This is a genomic window from Streptococcus infantis (assembly GCF_018499575.1).
In the GTDB taxonomy this organism is placed as follows: Bacteria; Bacillota; Bacilli; order Lactobacillales; family Streptococcaceae; genus Streptococcus; species Streptococcus infantis_K.
Genome location: NZ_JAHDAP010000001.1, coordinates 253538 through 269513, shown reverse-complemented (window position 1 = coordinate 269513; position 15976 = coordinate 253538). Strand labels below are relative to the sequence as shown.

At 38.2% G+C, this 15976-nt stretch carries 21 protein-coding genes; 8 read left to right on the top strand and 13 right to left on the bottom strand.

Features of this window, described 5'->3' with window-relative positions; translation table 11 throughout:
• Position 1: 1 nt before the first annotated feature.
• The 5 genes from trmD to rpsP form a co-directional block, all read right to left on the bottom strand.
• Complete coding sequence (gene trmD, locus KJR31_RS01270) at positions 2–721, bottom strand: tRNA (guanosine(37)-N1)-methyltransferase TrmD (RefSeq protein ID WP_214261717.1); 720 nt, start codon at positions 719–721, stop codon at positions 2–4.
• Entirely contained in the window at positions 711–1229 is a 519-nt protein-coding gene (rimM, locus tag KJR31_RS01265) for a ribosome maturation factor RimM (RefSeq protein WP_214261716.1), read from the bottom strand. Before rimM ends, trmD begins: the two co-directional genes overlap by 11 nt.
• A 74-nt stretch (positions 1230–1303) precedes the next feature.
• A complete protein-coding gene (locus KJR31_RS01260) occupies positions 1304–1636 on the bottom strand; it encodes a MazG nucleotide pyrophosphohydrolase domain-containing protein (protein WP_006151253.1) in 333 nt (110 codons plus the stop codon).
• Between the two features lie 42 nt (positions 1637–1678).
• The gene (kphA, locus tag KJR31_RS01255) at positions 1679–1918 is read right to left on the bottom strand and encodes an RNA-binding protein KphA (RefSeq protein ID WP_000379617.1); all 240 of its coding nucleotides are present in this window, start codon (positions 1916–1918) and stop codon (positions 1679–1681) included.
• Between the two features lie 19 nt (positions 1919–1937).
• Entirely contained in the window at positions 1938–2210 is a 273-nt protein-coding gene (gene rpsP, locus KJR31_RS01250; RefSeq protein WP_004253064.1) for a 30S ribosomal protein S16, read from the bottom strand.
• A gap of 469 nt (positions 2211–2679) precedes the next feature.
• Here rpsP and KJR31_RS01245 point away from each other — a divergent pair, with 469 nt between their 5' ends.
• From KJR31_RS01245 to KJR31_RS01210, 8 genes are all read left to right on the top strand, one after another.
• Positions 2680–3276 (top strand): DUF3796 domain-containing protein, encoded by a 597-nt coding sequence (locus KJR31_RS01245; RefSeq protein WP_214261715.1) that lies wholly within the window; start codon positions 2680–2682, stop codon positions 3274–3276.
• A 2-nt stretch (positions 3277–3278) separates the two neighbouring features.
• Positions 3279–3503, top strand: coding sequence for a helix-turn-helix transcriptional regulator (locus KJR31_RS01240; RefSeq protein ID WP_214261714.1), 225 nt, complete (start codon positions 3279–3281; stop codon positions 3501–3503).
• 261 nt (positions 3504–3764) lie between these two features.
• Complete coding sequence (locus KJR31_RS08530) at positions 3765–3911, top strand: hypothetical protein (protein ID WP_239682093.1); 147 nt, start codon at positions 3765–3767, stop codon at positions 3909–3911.
• A 108-nt stretch (positions 3912–4019) separates the two neighbouring features.
• Positions 4020–4763: a DeoR/GlpR family DNA-binding transcription regulator gene (locus KJR31_RS01230; RefSeq protein WP_214261713.1), complete on the top strand. Its 744-nt coding sequence runs from the start codon at positions 4020–4022 to the stop codon at positions 4761–4763.
• A 13-nt stretch (positions 4764–4776) separates the two neighbouring features.
• Complete coding sequence (locus tag KJR31_RS01225) at positions 4777–5607, top strand: HAD family hydrolase (RefSeq protein ID WP_214261712.1); 831 nt, start codon at positions 4777–4779, stop codon at positions 5605–5607.
• A 53-nt stretch (positions 5608–5660) separates the two neighbouring features.
• The gene (locus tag KJR31_RS01220; RefSeq protein ID WP_214261711.1) at positions 5661–6467 is read left to right on the top strand and encodes a peptidylprolyl isomerase; all 807 of its coding nucleotides are present in this window, start codon (positions 5661–5663) and stop codon (positions 6465–6467) included.
• A 27-nt stretch (positions 6468–6494) separates the two neighbouring features.
• Entirely contained in the window at positions 6495–6734 is a 240-nt protein-coding gene (locus KJR31_RS01215; RefSeq protein ID WP_214261710.1) for a zinc-ribbon domain-containing protein, read from the top strand.
• A 111-nt stretch (positions 6735–6845) separates the two neighbouring features.
• Positions 6846–8144, top strand: a complete 1299-nt coding sequence (locus tag KJR31_RS01210) for a hypothetical protein (RefSeq protein WP_214261709.1) — start codon at positions 6846–6848, stop codon at positions 8142–8144.
• Between the two features lie 101 nt (positions 8145–8245).
• Here KJR31_RS01210 and KJR31_RS01205 read toward each other — a convergent pair whose 3' ends face one another.
• The 8 genes from KJR31_RS01205 to KJR31_RS01170 all read right to left on the bottom strand — a co-directional run bounded on the left by KJR31_RS01205 (position 8246) and on the right by KJR31_RS01170 (position 15897).
• Positions 8246–9787 (bottom strand): ABC-F family ATP-binding cassette domain-containing protein, encoded by a 1542-nt coding sequence (locus KJR31_RS01205; RefSeq protein WP_214261708.1) that lies wholly within the window; start codon positions 9785–9787, stop codon positions 8246–8248.
• Between the two features lies 1 nt (position 9788).
• On the bottom strand, positions 9789–10262 hold the full coding sequence (locus tag KJR31_RS01200; protein ID WP_214261707.1) for a VanZ family protein: 474 nt from the start codon (positions 10260–10262) through the stop codon (positions 9789–9791).
• A gap of 1 nt (position 10263) precedes the next feature.
• Positions 10264–11349: a 23S rRNA (adenine(2503)-C(2))-methyltransferase RlmN gene (gene rlmN, locus KJR31_RS01195; RefSeq protein WP_214261706.1), complete on the bottom strand. Its 1086-nt coding sequence runs from the start codon at positions 11347–11349 to the stop codon at positions 10264–10266.
• A gap of 16 nt (positions 11350–11365) precedes the next feature.
• A complete protein-coding gene (locus tag KJR31_RS01190) occupies positions 11366–11899 on the bottom strand; it encodes a YutD family protein (protein ID WP_214261705.1) in 534 nt (177 codons plus the stop codon).
• 168 nt (positions 11900–12067) lie between these two features.
• Positions 12068–12973 (bottom strand): aquaglyceroporin Gla, encoded by a 906-nt coding sequence (gla, locus tag KJR31_RS01185; protein ID WP_214261704.1) that lies wholly within the window; start codon positions 12971–12973, stop codon positions 12068–12070.
• A gap of 158 nt (positions 12974–13131) precedes the next feature.
• Entirely contained in the window at positions 13132–14298 is a 1167-nt protein-coding gene (locus tag KJR31_RS01180; protein ID WP_214261703.1) for an ATP-grasp domain-containing protein, read from the bottom strand.
• Positions 14299–14310: 12 nt separating this feature from the next.
• Positions 14311–15051 carry an esterase family protein gene (locus KJR31_RS01175; protein WP_075567841.1) on the bottom strand — a complete coding sequence of 247 codons (741 nt, stop codon included), beginning with the start codon at positions 15049–15051 and terminating at the stop codon, positions 14311–14313.
• A gap of 21 nt (positions 15052–15072) precedes the next feature.
• Entirely contained in the window at positions 15073–15897 is an 825-nt protein-coding gene (locus tag KJR31_RS01170) for an alpha/beta hydrolase (RefSeq protein WP_214261702.1), read from the bottom strand.
• Between the last annotated feature and the right edge of the window lie 79 nt (positions 15898–15976).

The window sequence follows — 15976 nt, the reverse complement described above, 5'->3', positions numbered from 1 at the left end:
TTTAATTGTTATTTTCTTTAATGTCTGCTAACATTTTTTCTTCTTCTGCTGACAATTCATAGTTGTCCAGCAAATCGGGTCTACGTTGGTAGGTTTTCTTAAGGCTCTCATAGAGTCGCCATTGTCGAATATTCTCATGGTGACCACTCATGAGTACATCTGGGACTAACATGCCGCGAAAATCGTAAGGTCTTGTGTACTGAGGATATTCCAAGAGTCCTGATGAAAAGCTATCATCTTGGTGACTAGCTTCCTTGCCGATAACTTCTGGAATCAAGCGAACCGTCGCATCAATCATGGTCATTGCTGCTAGTTCTCCACCAGTCAAGACATAATCTCCAAGAGATATCTCATCGGTTACCAAGGTCTTAATCCGCTCATCATAACCCTCATAGTGCCCACAGATGAAGATAAGTTCTTCTTCTTGCGCCAAATCCTCCGCATAAGCCTGGTCAAACTGCTTCCCAGCAGGGTCTAAGAGAATCACGCGCGGGTTCTTTTTTTCAATGGCATCAAAGGCGTCAAAGATGGGTTGCGCTCGGAGCAACATCCCCTGACCGCCACCGTAGGGTTCATCGTCAACATGACGTGCCTTTTCAGCGTAGTCACGAAAATTATGATAGTGGATATCTAAGAGTCCTTTTTCACGAGCCTTACCAACGATGGAATGTTCTAAGGGTGTGAACATTTCTGGAAAAAGAGTTAAAATATCAATCTTCATCGTCTAACCCTTCTAAGAGTTCAACATCCACACGGTTATTAGGAATATCTATATTGAGAACTACAGGTGGGATATAAGGTAAGAGTAGATCTCGTTTGCCTTTTCGTTTGACTACCCAGACATCATTGGCGCCTGGCTGAAGAATTTCCTTGATAGTTCCAATCAAGTTATCTCCCTCATAGACTTCTAAACCTATAATCTCGTGGTAGTAAAACTCACCATCATCCAGGTCATTGAGATTTTCCTCTGCAACCTTCAGACTGTATCCCTTGTATTTTTCGATATCATTGATATGGTACATATCTTTAAACTTGATGATATCGAAGTTTTTATGTTTACGGTGGCTTGCAATGACCACTGTTCGCACAAACTGATCTTTTTCATCAAATAAGGCTAACTCTGCCCCTTTTTTAAAGCGTTCTTCAGTAAAATCTGTCACTGACAAGACTCGCATCTCACCTTGCAAGCCTTGGGTATTGACAATTTTCCCAACGTTAAAATAGTTCATCTGATCTCCTGTATCTATTTCTCCCTTTATTTTATCATGTTATAGGGATTTTCTCAAGTTGGAGAAAACGGCTACTATGGATGATTTCTTTCTAAAAATCCTTCCAAATCTTGTGCATGCTGATACTTGATAGCTGCTTTTTTGTCTTTCTCAAAAATGGTCTTCGTTAAATCAATATTATTTATAGCTGCAATAGCAACTGTGTAGTGAATGATATCTGCCAACTCTTTTGCCAATTCCTCGTTTGAATCTTGAACTCCTTCTTTTCGACCAGAGCGTCCATTTAAAACCTCAGCAACTTCTCCAACTTCTTCTACTAGCTTAATAAAAAGTCCTTCTTCTGTTCTAGATTGTTGGTAGTGGTCAAGTAAGTATTCCTCTAGTTGTCTAACTGTTAAATCTCTCATTCCTTCTCCTTGCAAAAAAAGCGAGACCATGTCCCGCTTTTCTTATTTTTCGTCAATAACGATTCTTACTTTTTTGTCTTCAGTTGGGACAGAGTAGACAATCGTTCTTATCGCAGAAATAGTGCGACCCTTACGACCGATTACACGACCCACATCGCTTTGGTCAAGATCCAAATGATACTCCAAAAATTCTGGTGTATCTTCAATCTTGATAGTTAAGGCATCTGGTTGTGAAATCAAAGGTTTCACAATTGCAATAATGAGATTTTCAATTGTATCCATCTGTCAACCTACTTTAAACTTATTTTGAGAATTTAGAATCGTGGAATTTCTTCAATACACCTTCTTTTGAAAGGATGTTGCGAACTGTATCTGAAGGTTGAGCTCCATCAGCCAACCATGCAAGAATACGGTCTTCTTTCAAAGTTACTTGGTTTTCTTCAACAAGTGGGTTGTAAGTTCCAACTGTTTCGATGAAACGTCCGTCACGTGGTGAACGTGAATCTGCTACGTTAATACGGTAGAAAGGTTTTTTCTTAGAACCCATACGAGTCAAACGGATTTTAACTGCCATTTTTAATATCTCTTTTCTTTTATTTTTTAGTTCGGTGAAATAGCTAAGCTATTTAGCACATGTTCTATTATAGCAGATTTCTGAGAGGTGTCAAGAAAAAAACTTGACAGAGTTTAAAATTTTTAAATTTTTTAGACTAATAGGGATAAATTAGAAAGAAAAAATTAACTTCTACACCTACAAACCTTATTCTGACAGACTTTATAACAGTCTAAGAAAAAAAGCAGAGATTCATACAGTATCTAGATTTTCCAAAAATTCTTTATCAACAAATACTATTAACGAAACTATCCAAACATTGCTTCAAAGAATTCTTTAGTTGTTTAACTAGCAAAGGCTTTTATTAAATAATTTTTTCAAATAATTGCCACATTGACACATAAATTCTTGCTTTCCAAATTTAAATGTGATATATTTATAACATAAAATTTAAATGTTATATATTTATAACACAAAAAAGGAGTCTATCATGAAAAAAAGTCAAAAAATGCGTGGCCTCATTGCAGTGATTGCCGTAGCTCTCTTTATTGATTTTATTGTTTTATTTGGTTCTAATCTTAGTTGGGGACCCAAGTTAGTTATTACTGGTATTTCAGTGTCAGGTCAAATTATAGCTATTTGGAGCTGGCTACATATGAAACCACGGACTCATAAGATTCAGAAAGGTAAGGGAAAGATTATTTTTGACTTATCTGCTAAGCTTTACACGGTACTTGTGTTAGCAGCAAGCATTTTTTATACAGTAGGGATTTGGGTTGCGACCCCAAGCGTAAGTTCTGGTATTAAAGAATGGATATTGGGAATTGGCCTCGTTATTGAAGTGATTGTATTTGGTTTTTTCTCTTTGAAAAATGTCAAGGAAACTCCGGACGAACGCTTTTATGCTAATTTAGCAAAGGCAGCTAGCTTAATGTTTGTTTTTATACTAGGCGCACTGATGATCCTAGCAGTTATCATTGGGTATATGGGGTCTCTCACTCTTTACATGGGTCAGATATTTATTAGCATAGCTGCCTTGATTTGCATCTTTGCGATTGTCTATCTTATCTTGGAACGGAGAGGATAAGCATGGCCAAAGAAAGCAATATTATTACTAATCTCAAATCTGTTCGTGAGTCCACAGGCATGACCCAGCAGGAGTTAGCCGACCTAATCGGCATGCGACGCGAGACAATTCTGCACTTGGAAAATAATCGTTACAATCCTTCGCTGGAAATGGCTCTTAAAATTGCTCAAGTTTTTAATCTGAAAGTAGAAGACCTCTTTGAACTTAGACAGAAAGAGGATGCATAATTCTTTTCGAGACCTAGTATTAAGTTCATTGCTTCATTAGGAATTGAAGCCAAAAGAAAAATCCTTTGAAAATATACTCATTTAAAATATAGTAATTCTTATGGAATTGACGCACCAAAACACTTAGAAACACTTGTTGAAAAAGACTATGCTACAATTGAAACAGCCTTTGACTCGCTTAACCATCTAAATGCTACCATAAAAAAGAATATTCTTAAAAAGAAGGGGGTTACTGGGCTCTACAAAATGAAGGCTTCTGACTTGAATCAAGCACTTCATGATCATATTTCAGAAGAGGAATTAACTAACTGCTTTTCGATTCGTGGCTATAAACTAACTCCAAAAGGTGAACAAGCTCTCAAAGACCATCAAGCAATCATTGACCGCCATCCTAAAAAGAATCTTTAATCAACCGAAGCTGGTTGATTTTTTTAATGCAAAAACACTTACAAATCATTATAATTATTGACAATCACTTACAAAAGAGGTATATTAGTATTAAAAGGGGGATTTCCTATGTACCAAGAACAACGATTAGAAGAAATCATTAAACTTTTAGAGGATAGAGGAAGTCTATCAGCAAAAGAAATGGTTGACCATTTCCATGTTTCTAAAGATACCATCCGTAGAGATTTTGCTATTCTCGCAAAGGAGAAACGAGCAAAAAGAACTCATGGAGGTTTATTGCCAATAAAAAAACAAGTAATTCTTGGTTTTCAAGGTCGAGCAGAACAGTCTTCTAAAGAAAAAGCGAAAATTGCTCATTTAGCTACCCAACTCATTTCCGATTCACAACTGATATTCTTTGATGTTTCAACCACTATACTTGAGTTAGCAAAAATTATAGATAAAAAAGTTACTATTTTCAGTCATTCATTAGATAACGCACTTATCTTAGGAAATAATGAAAATGTCGATTTTCATATTCTCGGTGGAAAATTTCATAGACAGAATCGTTTTTATTATTCACTAGAAGAATCCAATACTTTAGAGGGAATTAGATTTGATGTAGCATTTTTTGGCGCTGCTAGTCTTTCAGACGGGCAAGTTAGCTTTGAGGATCAAGAAGATGTTCTCATGAAAAAAAGAGCATTTAAAACAAGTGCTATTCGTGTTTTGCTAGCTGAAACAGGAAAGATAAACAAACACTCTCATTTTATACTTTCTGAACTAGCTGATTTTGATTACTGGATTACAGATAAAGAGCCTGATGTAGAAATACAAGAATCTTTAGATGGTAGAACAACGATCCTCTTTTAAAAAGGAGCAAAATATGTCAAGAATTAAATTAATTATGAGTGATATTGACGGCACTATTCTGGATAAAAATCACCAATTAGATTCTCATTTGATAGAACTGATGCCACTTTTAAAACAATGTAATATTCCTTTTGTTCTAGCTTCTGCTAGATCTCCTCTCGGTATAGCTCCAATTTCTAAAGAACTTGGCATCACCGACTTTCCTATTGCCTGCTATAATGGAGCACTCATCAGTTTAGGAGATAAAATCCTAAGTCAGCATTCTATTGATAAAAGCGAATTGCTCTTACTTCATGACTTTTTGAAAAAAGAATTCCCGACAGTTTCTATAAATGTTTATTCTGGAAAAGATTGGCTTGTGAATACAATTGATGAGTGGGCAGAAATCGAAGCAACTATTACTGGAGAAAGTCCAAAAGTTACATCTTTAGCAGATTTTATAAAAGACGAGAAAACTCTTGTTCATAAACTTTTGCTGATAGATAATACGGATACCATACAGAAACTTCAAAAAAACTTATCCTCAATAGATTTCCCTCAAACCAACTTCTATCTCTCTAAAGATAACTATCTAGAAGTTACACATAATCAAGTATCCAAAAAACAAGCTTTATTAGAATTAGCCAAGTATTATCAACTTTCACTTTCTGAAATTATGACTATTGGAGATAATTATAATGATATTCCAATGATTGAGACTTCTGGACTTGGTGTTGCAATGGGAAACGCACCTACAGATGTCAAAACTTGCGCAAATACAGTAACAGATTCTAATGATCAAAATGGTGTAAGTAAGGCCATAAAATTGTATGTACTATCGGAATCATCACAATTGAATATTTGAAATCCTCTTCTTTTTAGGGTACAATGGAAAAAATGATTTTTGAGAGGATTAACATGAAAAAATTAGCTACACTACTACTCATTTCTACCTTTGCCCTTGGTGGATGTACAAGCATCCAACGCGCTCTTCGTGGTGATGATTACGTAGATTCTAAAATTGCTACTGAAGAAAGTTCTAAAACCGCTACTCAAGCAGAAAAAGATTTCAAAGACGCTTTAACCAATGAAAATGCTAATTTCCCCCAACTTTCTAAAGAAGTTGCAGACGATGAAGCTGAAGTTATTCTTCACACAAGTCTAGGTGATATTCGTATCAAACTTTTTCCAAAGTTAGCCCCTCTTGCGGTAGAAAACTTCTTGACTCATGCTAGAGAAGGCTACTACAATGGTGTTACTTTCCACCGTGTAATTGATGGATTTATGGTACAAACCGGAGATCCAAAAGGGGATGGTACAGGTGGTGAATCTATCTGGCACGATAAGGACAAAACCAAGGACAAGGGGACAGGTTTTAAAAATGAAATCTCTCCATACCTCTATAATATCCGTGGTTCCCTATCTATGGCCAATACTGGTCAACCAAACTCAAATGGTAGCCAATTCTTCATCAACCAAAGTACAACAGACTATTCAGCTAAACTTCCTACAAGTAGATATCCTAAAAAAATTATCGAAGCCTACAAAGAAGGTGGAAATCCAACTCTTGATGGGAAACACCCTGTCTTTGGCCAAGTAATCGATGGGATGGATGTTGTAGATAAAATTGCCAAGGCTGAAAAAGACGAAAAAGATAAACCAACTACTGCTATCACAATAGATAGTATTGAAATTGTGAAAGACTACGATTTCAGTAAACAATAACATCATTTATTTTGAGGAGATTAGAAAATGATTCTATTTTGGGGGTCAAAAGGTTACCAAAAAGTGCTAGGACATACTCAAACTGCTATTGAATGTGGCCATTGTAACAATCTTGGTACTTGGGAAATTACGGAATACGGACGCAGGTTTACTCTTTACTGGATACCGCTCTTTCCTTACGGTAAAACTTATTTCGTTTCTTGCCCGATTTGTCACTACGGAAAAGAAATTCAAAAATCTGAAATTGAACAGTATTTAAACTATTAAAAAAAGATAGGTCATAGGGCCTATCTTTTTTATGAACGCTTCCATGTAAACGCTCTTTTTCTTCTCCAGTTATGCTATAATACAGTTAACCGTAACAAAGGAGGTTTACCTATGAAACCTTATAAAATAAACCTATTCCGGCTCGGTTTACTCTTGCCAACATATTTAATCTTTAATGTCGTTTATTCGATTACTTATGATTCTGGAGGTTTTGCTTTTATAATCTTGTGGCCAGCTTTTTTCGCATCATATGCAGGAATGGTGCTAGGAAATATTTTTATGTTTAGAGATATCTCAAAATTAAAAACTTCCTTTGAAGATAATGAGTTGATCCAAAAGACTTCTACTATACAGTTAGTCTTAGCTACAATTGGATTTTTCATGCAAATAATCGGTTTTAAGGGTGCTCCACTTAATTACATTGATAATTATCCACTACTAGTTAGCGCTAGTATTGTGTACTCTATCATTCTCCTTATCGGTATTTATCAGACGATCAAGTTAGGGCAAGGGAAAGATACTTTGGCCATACTTGGTTTTATCTTTGGAGTTACGGTAATTTTTTATACTAACTTAACACTGCTTACAATCTCTTTCTCTCCCTCTTCGCCAGCCAATACATACTCTACTCCCAATTTTGCTGAAGAATTCAAATCGCTTGGACTTAAGGGAAAGGTTGAGGTAGTTGGTAAACACAGAGAGATTGAAGCATTTTATGGAACAGCCTACAAGCTAACATATACAGAAAATTTATCAGATGGAACTATTTTAAAAGAAACTACTACTGCAAAAATTCATGGAAAGGATGGAGAACATTTATCAAATTTCTTTCTTCTTTCAGGAACAGATCTCGAAACACTTCTTAACGACAAAGAAAAAAAACTGTTTAAAATTGTCAAACAAGATGAATTCAGTTTCTTACTAGATGTATACAAAGAAAGACCGAATCTACAACAAGAAGAAGATAGTATCAAAAATACTACTGCTGACAAAATAAATAAACTCTTTGCGACACCAATAGCTTCTAGTTTTAAATTTGGAAAATATCCAATAGAAAACTACTATGTTGCAATGATTAAGCAGGCTGTCAGCAATCGAGAAAAAGGGGATTTTGACGCAGCTGGTTTTTATAATATTACAACAAAAGATTTTATGAAAAACAAAGGTCTTACTCTCGATTTTGATTTCGACCTTTCGAAAATCAAGGTAGAAAATGGTAGTCCTGTGGAGACCTTAAAGGAAAAATTCTTATCTTTACCAAAAAACTCATTTTCCGATGGAATTTATAACATTAATTGTTATTATGAAAATAGAATACAGAAGAAAATTGAAGTTACCTGCCCATTTGTTGTTGAAGATGGTGTGGGACACTTTGAAGAGGATGTAATCGAAGGAAATCAAACAAATTAGTTATTTTTAATACTAAAATAGTGCAATAGAGGTACGACTCCTACTATTTGCAATCCTCGTAAAAAAAGCCAAGTCAAATAGACTTGGCTTTTTGATGACTATTATGTTAGCTCATTGAAATCCCAGATTTGGTCCATCCAGCCTTCATAGAAGTCTGGTTCGTGGCAAACCATCAGGATAGAACCCTTATACTCTTTCAGAGCTCGTTTAAGTTCATCCTTGGCATCCACATCCAAGTGGTTGGTAGGCTCGTCTAGAACAAGGACATTGTTCTCACGATTCATCAAGAGACAGAAGCGAACCTTGGCTTGTTCTCCACCTGACAAAACTTGAATCTGGCTTTCGATATGTTTAGTCGTCAATCCACAACGAGCAAGGGCTGCACGAACTTCTGCTTGGTTGAGGGCTGGAAAGGCATTCCAAACTGCTTCTAGAGGTGTTTGGCGATTGCCACCTTCCACTTCTTGTTCAAAGTAGCCAAGTTCTAGATAGTCTCCACGTTCAACTTCTCCAGCAATGGGTGGGATAATTCCTAAAAGACTCTTCAAGAGGGTTGTTTTCCCGATACCATTGGCACCAATGATGGCAACTTTTTGATTGCGCTCAAAGGTAAGATTTAATGGTTTTGTAAGTGGGCGGTCGTAACCAATCTGCAAATCCTTGGCTTGGAAGATAAAGCGTCCAGGTGTACGAGCTGGCTTAAAATCAAAGGACGGCTTTGGTTTCTCACTTTGAAGCTCGATAATGTCCATCTTATCCAATTTCTTCTGGCGAGACATGGCCATATTACGAGTAGCAACACGCGCCTTATTACGGGCTACGAAATCCTTGAGATCAGCAATTTCTTTCTGTTGACGTTCGTAAGCTGCCTCTAGTTGAGATCTCTTCATGGCATAAACTTCTTGGAACTGGTAGTAATCGCCAGAGTATCGTGTCAACTGTTGATTTTCTACATGATAGACGATATTGATCACATCATTTAGGAAAGGAATATCGTGAGAGATAAGGACAAAGGCATTCTCATAGTTTTGCAGATAACGCTTGAGCCAGTCAATATGCTCAGCATCCAAATAGTTGGTTGGCTCATCAAGAAGTAGGATATCTGGCTTTTCAAGGAGGAGTTTAGCCAAGAGTACCTTTGTTCTTTGTCCACCTGACAAGGCTGTTACGTCTGTATCCATACCATAATCCATAACACCAAGAGCACGCGCGACTTCGTCAATCTTAGCATCCAAGGTATAGAAATCACGACTTTCCAAACGGTCCTGAAGTTCGCCGACTTCTTCCATCAGAGCATCAATATCAGCGCCCTCTTCTGCCATTTCCATATAAAGGTCATTGATACGAGCTTCCGCCTTAAATAACTCATCAAAGGCTGTTCGCAAAACATCACGCACGGTTTGACCTTCTTTGAGCACAGCATGCTGGTCCAGGTAGCCTGCAGTCACATATTTGGACCATTCTACCTTCCCTTCATCAGGTAACATTTTACCAGTTACAATGCTCATGAAGGTTGATTTTCCTTCACCGTTAGCACCGACTAGCCCGATATGTTCACCCTTGAGGAGACGGAAGGATACATCTTCAAAAATCGCACGGTCACCAAAACCGTGACTCAAATTTTTAACTTCTAAGATACTCATTCTAATTCCTTATTTTATTTTTATGTAGTAGTTTATAGAGGACCCAAGCCAGGTAACCACCCAAAGTGTTGGTCCATAAATCATCAATCTCAAATACCCGATTGAAATCAAAGAAAAAGTCTAAAACTAGCTGTGTGCACTCGATGCTCAAGCTCAGTAAAAAGCTAAACAAAATGACTCTCTTCGTTTTTCTTAGACTAGGGATGAGATAGAGAAGCTGGAAAATCAATGGAAAAAGCAAGAGGATATTCAAGGCATTTTGCAAAAAAATCCAGAATAGCTGCAGAAGGCTAGTCACTTCACCCAGTTTCCAAAAGGAGTTAAAAGGCGTCAAAAGAAAAACCAGGCGTCCAATAGTTTGAATACCTGGAGTTTCCACTCCTATCGGAAGTTTTGGCTGGGGAGTAAAACAAAAACAGACGATACAAAGACTGTATAATAGCACTCCCAAAATTAGTATTTTTTTTCGATTCATCTTATGGATTTACTTCAGCTACTGCTTTTTGGCGGTCACGCTTCATGGTATTTGAACGCAACTGTCCACAAGCTGCATCGATATCAGTACCATGTTCCTGACGAACAACACAGTTGACACCTTTTTTCTTGAGCGTATCATAGAAAGCCATTACGCGCTCTTTAGGGCTTCGGCTATACTGGTCATGCTCACTAACTGGGTTGTAAGGAATCAAATTGACATAGGACAATTTTTTGATGTTTTTCAGCAATTCTGCCAACTCAAGTGCTTGTTCTACTCCATCATTGACTTCATTTAGCATGATATACTCAAAAGTCACACGGCGGTTGGTTGTCTCGATGTAATACTCGATAGCTGCAAATAGTTTTTCAATCGGAAAGGCACGGTTAATCTTCATGATGCTTGAACGCAGTTCATTGTTTGGTGCATGAAGAGAAACAGCAAGGTTGACCTGTACTCCTTCATTGGCAAACTCACGAATCTTGTGAGCCAAGCCAGAAGTTGATACGGTGATATGGCGAGCACCGATAGCCATTCCCTTGTCATCATTGATGGTACGGATAAAGTTCAAGACATTGTTGTAGTTATCAAATGGTTCTCCAATACCCATAACAACGATATGGCTAACACGTTCATCCTGTCCACGTTCATCAAAGTACTTCTGAACTAACATAATTTGAGCCACAATTTCCCCATTATTGAGGTCCCGTTGCTTCTTAATCAAGCCTGACGCACAGAAGGTACAACCAATGTTACATCCTACCTGTGTGGTGACACAGACTGATAAACCGTAGTGTTGACGCATCAGAACTGTCTCAATCAACATACCGTCTGGCAACTCAAAAAGATACTTCACAGTACCATCAGCTGATTCTTGAACGATCCGTTGCTTCAAGGGATTGACTACAAATTGGTCATTGAGCTTGGCAATCAAATCCTTAGACAAGTTGGTCATTTCTTCAAATGTTTGAACGCGTTTACGGTAAAGCCATTCCCAGATTTGATCTGCTCGGAATTTCTTTTCTCCTTGCTCTAAGACCCATTCTTGCATCCCTTGGCGTGTTAAACTATAAATCGACGGTTTCATCTTTTCTCCTTATTTTCTAGTCCTTCTTACGGATGACGAAATGACGTTGCCCTTTTTCTTCGTTCTGAGTTTTCTGTTCCTTACGACGTCGTCTATTTCTCTTGTCCGTGTTATTTCTTTTTTTATTTTGAGATGTTTTCTTCCCTTTTCGGGTATCCTTTTCTTCCTCTTTTTTGCGCATTTTTTGGTCAAATGGTGCTCGTTTAGGAGTTTCATTTTCTAGGACAAAATAGGCACAACCATAACTGCAATACTCAAGTAGGTAATCTTGTAAACGGCTGATTTTCTCGAGAGACTCTTCAGCTCGCTCATTCTTGTAGAAACCACGTAAGCGTAGCTGCTCATTGCTCCAGTCTCCTACAATATAATCATACTTATTTAAAACTTCCGAAAAGCGTTGAGTAAATGCTGTTGCATCAAAAGCATCCTTGCTATTTTCAACCAAAGTAAAGGTAAACCCTTCAGCTTCGACTTTTTCTCCAGATAGATGAAATTCAGGACCAGGGAATTTATTGTAATTATATAATTCAGGTGCAATCTCTTTACGCATAATATTCCTTTTTAACGTTTACTTAATACTCTATTTTACCATATTTTTGCCATATTTTCACCTTTAGTTTTAAAATGAAAAAAATCTGACGATTTAAGCATTTAGGAGTTGAAGAACATTTCTAGTTTTGAAAAAGAAAAAAACTGGGAATTCCCAGTTTTTTAAAGATTACATGTAAAGTAATTTGAAGAGTGCTACTGCTGCAATAGCAGCTGCAATCGGTGCAACTACTGGTACCCAAGCATACCACCATTTTGAATCACCCTTGTGTTCACCAAGGATTGATTTTGGAAGTACTGCATGAAGAAGACGTGGTCCAAAGTCACGAGCTGGGTTCAAACCTGGTCCTGTAGGTCCACCTAGTGAAGTAACCAAGGCCATTACGAGGAAACCAAGTGCCAAGTGTGCAACAGCAAGACCTGGTGACAAGAATGGAGCTACTTGAGTTTTTGCTTGTTCAAGAGCTGCAGTGACTTGTTCTTGAGGAATTGTTTGACCTTGAGCAGTTGCTTGTGCTACTTGATCGTTAATCAATCCTTGAGCTTTAGTAACTAATTCAGCACCAAAGAAGTTCTTCGTCATTGCCATAGCTGCAAAGAAAAGTACGAATGAACCAATAAACTCGTTGATAAAACCGTTAACAGAAGCTGCAAAGCGTGATTCTTTTGTTCCGTGGTCGATACTTTCGATTGTTGAGAAAGTACCCAAGATGTTGTTTGGGTTTTCTGTCTTCAAGTAGTATGGACGGTGAGCTGCAACAACCAAGGCTTGTCCGAAGATTGCTCCCAAAACTTGAGCGATGATGTATTGAGCTACTTGTGACCAAGGGAAAAGTCCGCTAACTGCTAAACCAAGTGTGAAAGCTGGGTTGATGTGGTTACCAGAAACATTACCAAACATCAAGGCAGGGATCATAACCCCCATACCGTAACCAACAGCGATAACGAGCCAGCCACTTTGGTGACCTTTCGTACCTTTAAGTTCAACGTTGGCAACTGCACCATTACCCAAGATAATCAAGATGGCTGTTCCCAAAAATTCAGTGGCATATTTGACTGCCCATGTGAAATCCATTGATAGATTCTCCTTAATATTTTTTAGACAGTCCCTATTCTATCAATTTTTAGGGCTTTTAGCAACAGATTTTCTAAAAGAATCCTGTGAGAAAACGCTTTTATTTCAATTCTACAAAAAAGACCTAACAAACATCGTTTGTTAAGTCCAAATTTTAATTATTCTTGACGCTGACCAAAGTCCTTAATCATTTGTTCCATCTCTTCACGACTTTGTGTCGTTAGCATATAGAGATAGTCTCCTTGCAATTCAGCAAAGGCTGCTGGCATAATTTTCTTGACCTTGAACTGGTTTCCATATTTAGCCAGCAAATTTTCTTCTGAATAAACATAATTTGCATTGGCACGACGTGATGTCGCTAAACAGTATAGGGGCTCGAATTGAGAAGCTGGGAATGGTTCACCTGCAACGATCGCTGCATAGCCCTTATACAAGTCAAAAGAATGGGCATAGTTATAGACATCAATTGTGAAGCCACCCGCTGGACGGTTATTGTATTCAATAGCGATATAGTCATCACCCTCACGGAAGAACTCAATATGGAAGAAACGTTCCTTCATACCAAATTCTTTGACAATTGCTTCACCATATTTGCGTAATTTAGGATCCATCTCTTTGAGAACGTAATAAGAATTATCCATCTTGTAGATCATGAGATCAAGGGGTGTATGTGCGTAGTCAAAGGTCGTAGAAAAGACGATATTTCCATCTCTATCTACCAAACCATCGAAGGTACAGATTTCACTTGAGGTTACAAATTTTTCAAAGAAATAAACGGTTGAGTGGTCCCATTCAGCCTTAAAGTGATTGACATCATCTGCTGTTTCAAGCTTGAAGGTTGCGGCAGCTCCCACTCCATTGTCAGGTTTTGCAATCATTGGAAGTCCGATTTCTTTCAGAGCTTTATCCACATCTGCTTCTGTTTCAATGACCGCACCTGGAACAACTGGAACTCCCGCTTTCTTGAAGAGTTTCTTCATTTCGGATTTGAACTTAGTCTTCTTAAGGTCTTCTGGTTTGGCACCAAAGACATTGAATTGTTCACGAAGAGCAGCGTCCAACTCTAGCCAGTATTCATTGTGTGATTCAATGCGATCAATTGGACCATGTTTGTAGAAAAGAAAAGCAACTGCACGTTTAACCTCATCGATATTTTCAAGATTATCAACTCGGAAATATTCAGTCAAGCTATTGCGCAATGGTTCATCTAGTTGTTCGTAGGGTTCTTGCCCAATCCCTAGAACTTTGATTCCTTTATTGGCCAACTCAATACTAAATTGCTGAAAATTTTGTGGGTAATAGGGTGAAATTACAAGATAATTCATAAGCAACTCCTTTTATAGACTCATGTGACCGAGGAAATAAGGCATTTGTTTGCGCCACCATTCCCAGTCATGGGCAACATCGTGCCCCCATTCTGCAAACCAGGCAGGAATTTGTTTTTGGTCAAAGGCCTCTTTGAGCTTGTAGTAAGAAGGTAGTCCATCCTGTTCCCAAGCACCTAGTCCAGTACAAATCACAATCTCAGCCTGACGGTAACGATCGATAAACCAACCATCATTTTGATTCCAGATATAGTCTACTGGTGAATTTTGATAGATAGCATCATCATTGTAGTAGTCACCTACAAAGAAACGCGCATCGTAGACACCACTAAGAGCAATTACTTTGGTGAAGACATCCGGATGTTGCAAGAAGAAGTTGAGAGCATGGTAAGCTCCCATAGAGCAACCTGTTGTCATCATACCGTCAAACCATCCTGTCTTGTGCTTGATAAAAGGAATCGCTTCTTCAATCACATATCGTTCATAGGCACGGTGCATCTCAGCTTGGTCATGGCTATTTTTCCAAGTTGCCAACCAGCTCTCACTATCTACACTGGAAAGGGTAAAGAACTGAACACGGCCTTCCTCGATGAAGGATGCGCAAGCATCAATCATTCCAAAATCATAGTACTCATTGTGGCTGCCACCTGAGGAAGCAAAGACAACAACTGGGATGCCGCCATGTCCGTATCGATTAACATACATTTCGCGATTTAGATGGCCACTCCAGTGGCTAAGATGTTCAATATGCATATCCTGTCTCCTTTATACTAATTACCAATTTTCTGCAAAAAAGCGTAAGCAAGCTGGAAGATTTTCTGACCATGGAATTTCATGGTGGATAGCCCCAGCCTGAACCTTGAGTGAGAGATTTTCCAACTGCACTCCTCCTGCTATCAAATCATGATAATAACGAAGAGAAGAATCAATATAGGCCTGCTTAATATTGCCAGCCATAAGAGTCTTATCAGTATCATCTGCTTCTTCCGTTCCAACGTAGATAAAGATTCGTTGGTCAGGCAAAAGTTTTTTACGCTCGATATAGCGATCAAAGGCTTCTTGGTGAAGCCAGTTAGCTGATGAGAAAACTCCCAAGCAACCAATCTGATTTTGATACTCCAAGCCAATAAACTGGGTAATATTGCCACCTAGAGAGGAGCCAATCATAGCAGTGTGCTTGCGGTCAGACTTTGTACGATAGTTTTCGTCTATAAAAGGCTTAACCACTTCCATGACAAACTCTGCATACTCGACTCCCTTACCACCAAATTGTTGGCCAGGAATATTAGACTCTTGGAATTTCCAGGCTGCGTACTCATTCATCCGTCCTAGACCATCATTGTCAATAGCTACCACAATCATGCGGCTGATATCTGGATTTCGCTTGATGGCTGGGATAATCTTCCAGGAATGGCCGACGTAGGATTCCTTACTATAAAAGACGTTTTGTCCATCATGGAAATACACAACTGGATAACTTCTATCCGTATCTTTCTCATAGTTTTTCGGGAGGAGAACACGTACGCGGCGCTCCTTACCTGTGTAGGGAACTACTAATTTATGCTCTCGCATTTTCAGGTAAAAGTAAGATTGATTCATTGTCAGAAAACTCTCTATATTCAAAATTTTACCTTATTATAGCATAAAAATAGAAAAAAAGTCAGTTTCCGTCCAAATT

What these genes read in the sequence shown, in the direction of transcription:
- KJR31_RS01245 (WP_214261715.1), top strand. Translation starts at nt 2,680, where the DNA reads ATGAAAAAAAGTCAAAAAATGCGTGGCCTCATTGCAGTGATTGCCGTA.
- KJR31_RS01175 (WP_075567841.1), bottom strand. Translation starts at nt 15,051, where the DNA reads ATGCATATTGAACATCTTAGCCACTGGAGTGGCCATCTAAATCGCGAA.
- trmD (WP_214261717.1), bottom strand. Translation starts at nt 721, where the DNA reads ATGAAGATTGATATTTTAACTCTTTTTCCAGAAATGTTCACACCCTTA.
- KJR31_RS01210 (WP_214261709.1), top strand. Translation starts at nt 6,846, where the DNA reads ATGAAACCTTATAAAATAAACCTATTCCGGCTCGGTTTACTCTTGCCA.
- KJR31_RS01220 (WP_214261711.1), top strand. Translation starts at nt 5,661, where the DNA reads ATGAAAAAATTAGCTACACTACTACTCATTTCTACCTTTGCCCTTGGT.
- KJR31_RS01215 (WP_214261710.1), top strand. Translation starts at nt 6,495, where the DNA reads ATGATTCTATTTTGGGGGTCAAAAGGTTACCAAAAAGTGCTAGGACAT.
- KJR31_RS01180 (WP_214261703.1), bottom strand. Translation starts at nt 14,298, where the DNA reads ATGAATTATCTTGTAATTTCACCCTATTACCCACAAAATTTTCAGCAA.
- rlmN (WP_214261706.1), bottom strand. Translation starts at nt 11,349, where the DNA reads ATGAAACCGTCGATTTATAGTTTAACACGCCAAGGGATGCAAGAATGG.
- KJR31_RS01260 (WP_006151253.1), bottom strand. Translation starts at nt 1,636, where the DNA reads ATGAGAGATTTAACAGTTAGACAACTAGAGGAATACTTACTTGACCAC.
- gla (WP_214261704.1), bottom strand. Translation starts at nt 12,973, where the DNA reads ATGGATTTCACATGGGCAGTCAAATATGCCACTGAATTTTTGGGAACA.
- KJR31_RS01225 (WP_214261712.1), top strand. Translation starts at nt 4,777, where the DNA reads ATGTCAAGAATTAAATTAATTATGAGTGATATTGACGGCACTATTCTG.
- rimM (WP_214261716.1), bottom strand. Translation starts at nt 1,229, where the DNA reads ATGAACTATTTTAACGTTGGGAAAATTGTCAATACCCAAGGCTTGCAA.
- KJR31_RS01170 (WP_214261702.1), bottom strand. Translation starts at nt 15,897, where the DNA reads ATGAATCAATCTTACTTTTACCTGAAAATGCGAGAGCATAAATTAGTA.
- KJR31_RS01190 (WP_214261705.1), bottom strand. Translation starts at nt 11,899, where the DNA reads ATGCGTAAAGAGATTGCACCTGAATTATATAATTACAATAAATTCCCT.
- kphA (WP_000379617.1), bottom strand. Translation starts at nt 1,918, where the DNA reads ATGGATACAATTGAAAATCTCATTATTGCAATTGTGAAACCTTTGATT.
- KJR31_RS01200 (WP_214261707.1), bottom strand. Translation starts at nt 10,262, where the DNA reads ATGAATCGAAAAAAAATACTAATTTTGGGAGTGCTATTATACAGTCTT.
- KJR31_RS01205 (WP_214261708.1), bottom strand. Translation starts at nt 9,787, where the DNA reads ATGAGTATCTTAGAAGTTAAAAATTTGAGTCACGGTTTTGGTGACCGT.
- KJR31_RS01230 (WP_214261713.1), top strand. Translation starts at nt 4,020, where the DNA reads ATGTACCAAGAACAACGATTAGAAGAAATCATTAAACTTTTAGAGGAT.
- rpsP (WP_004253064.1), bottom strand. Translation starts at nt 2,210, where the DNA reads ATGGCAGTTAAAATCCGTTTGACTCGTATGGGTTCTAAGAAAAAACCT.
- KJR31_RS01240 (WP_214261714.1), top strand. Translation starts at nt 3,279, where the DNA reads ATGGCCAAAGAAAGCAATATTATTACTAATCTCAAATCTGTTCGTGAG.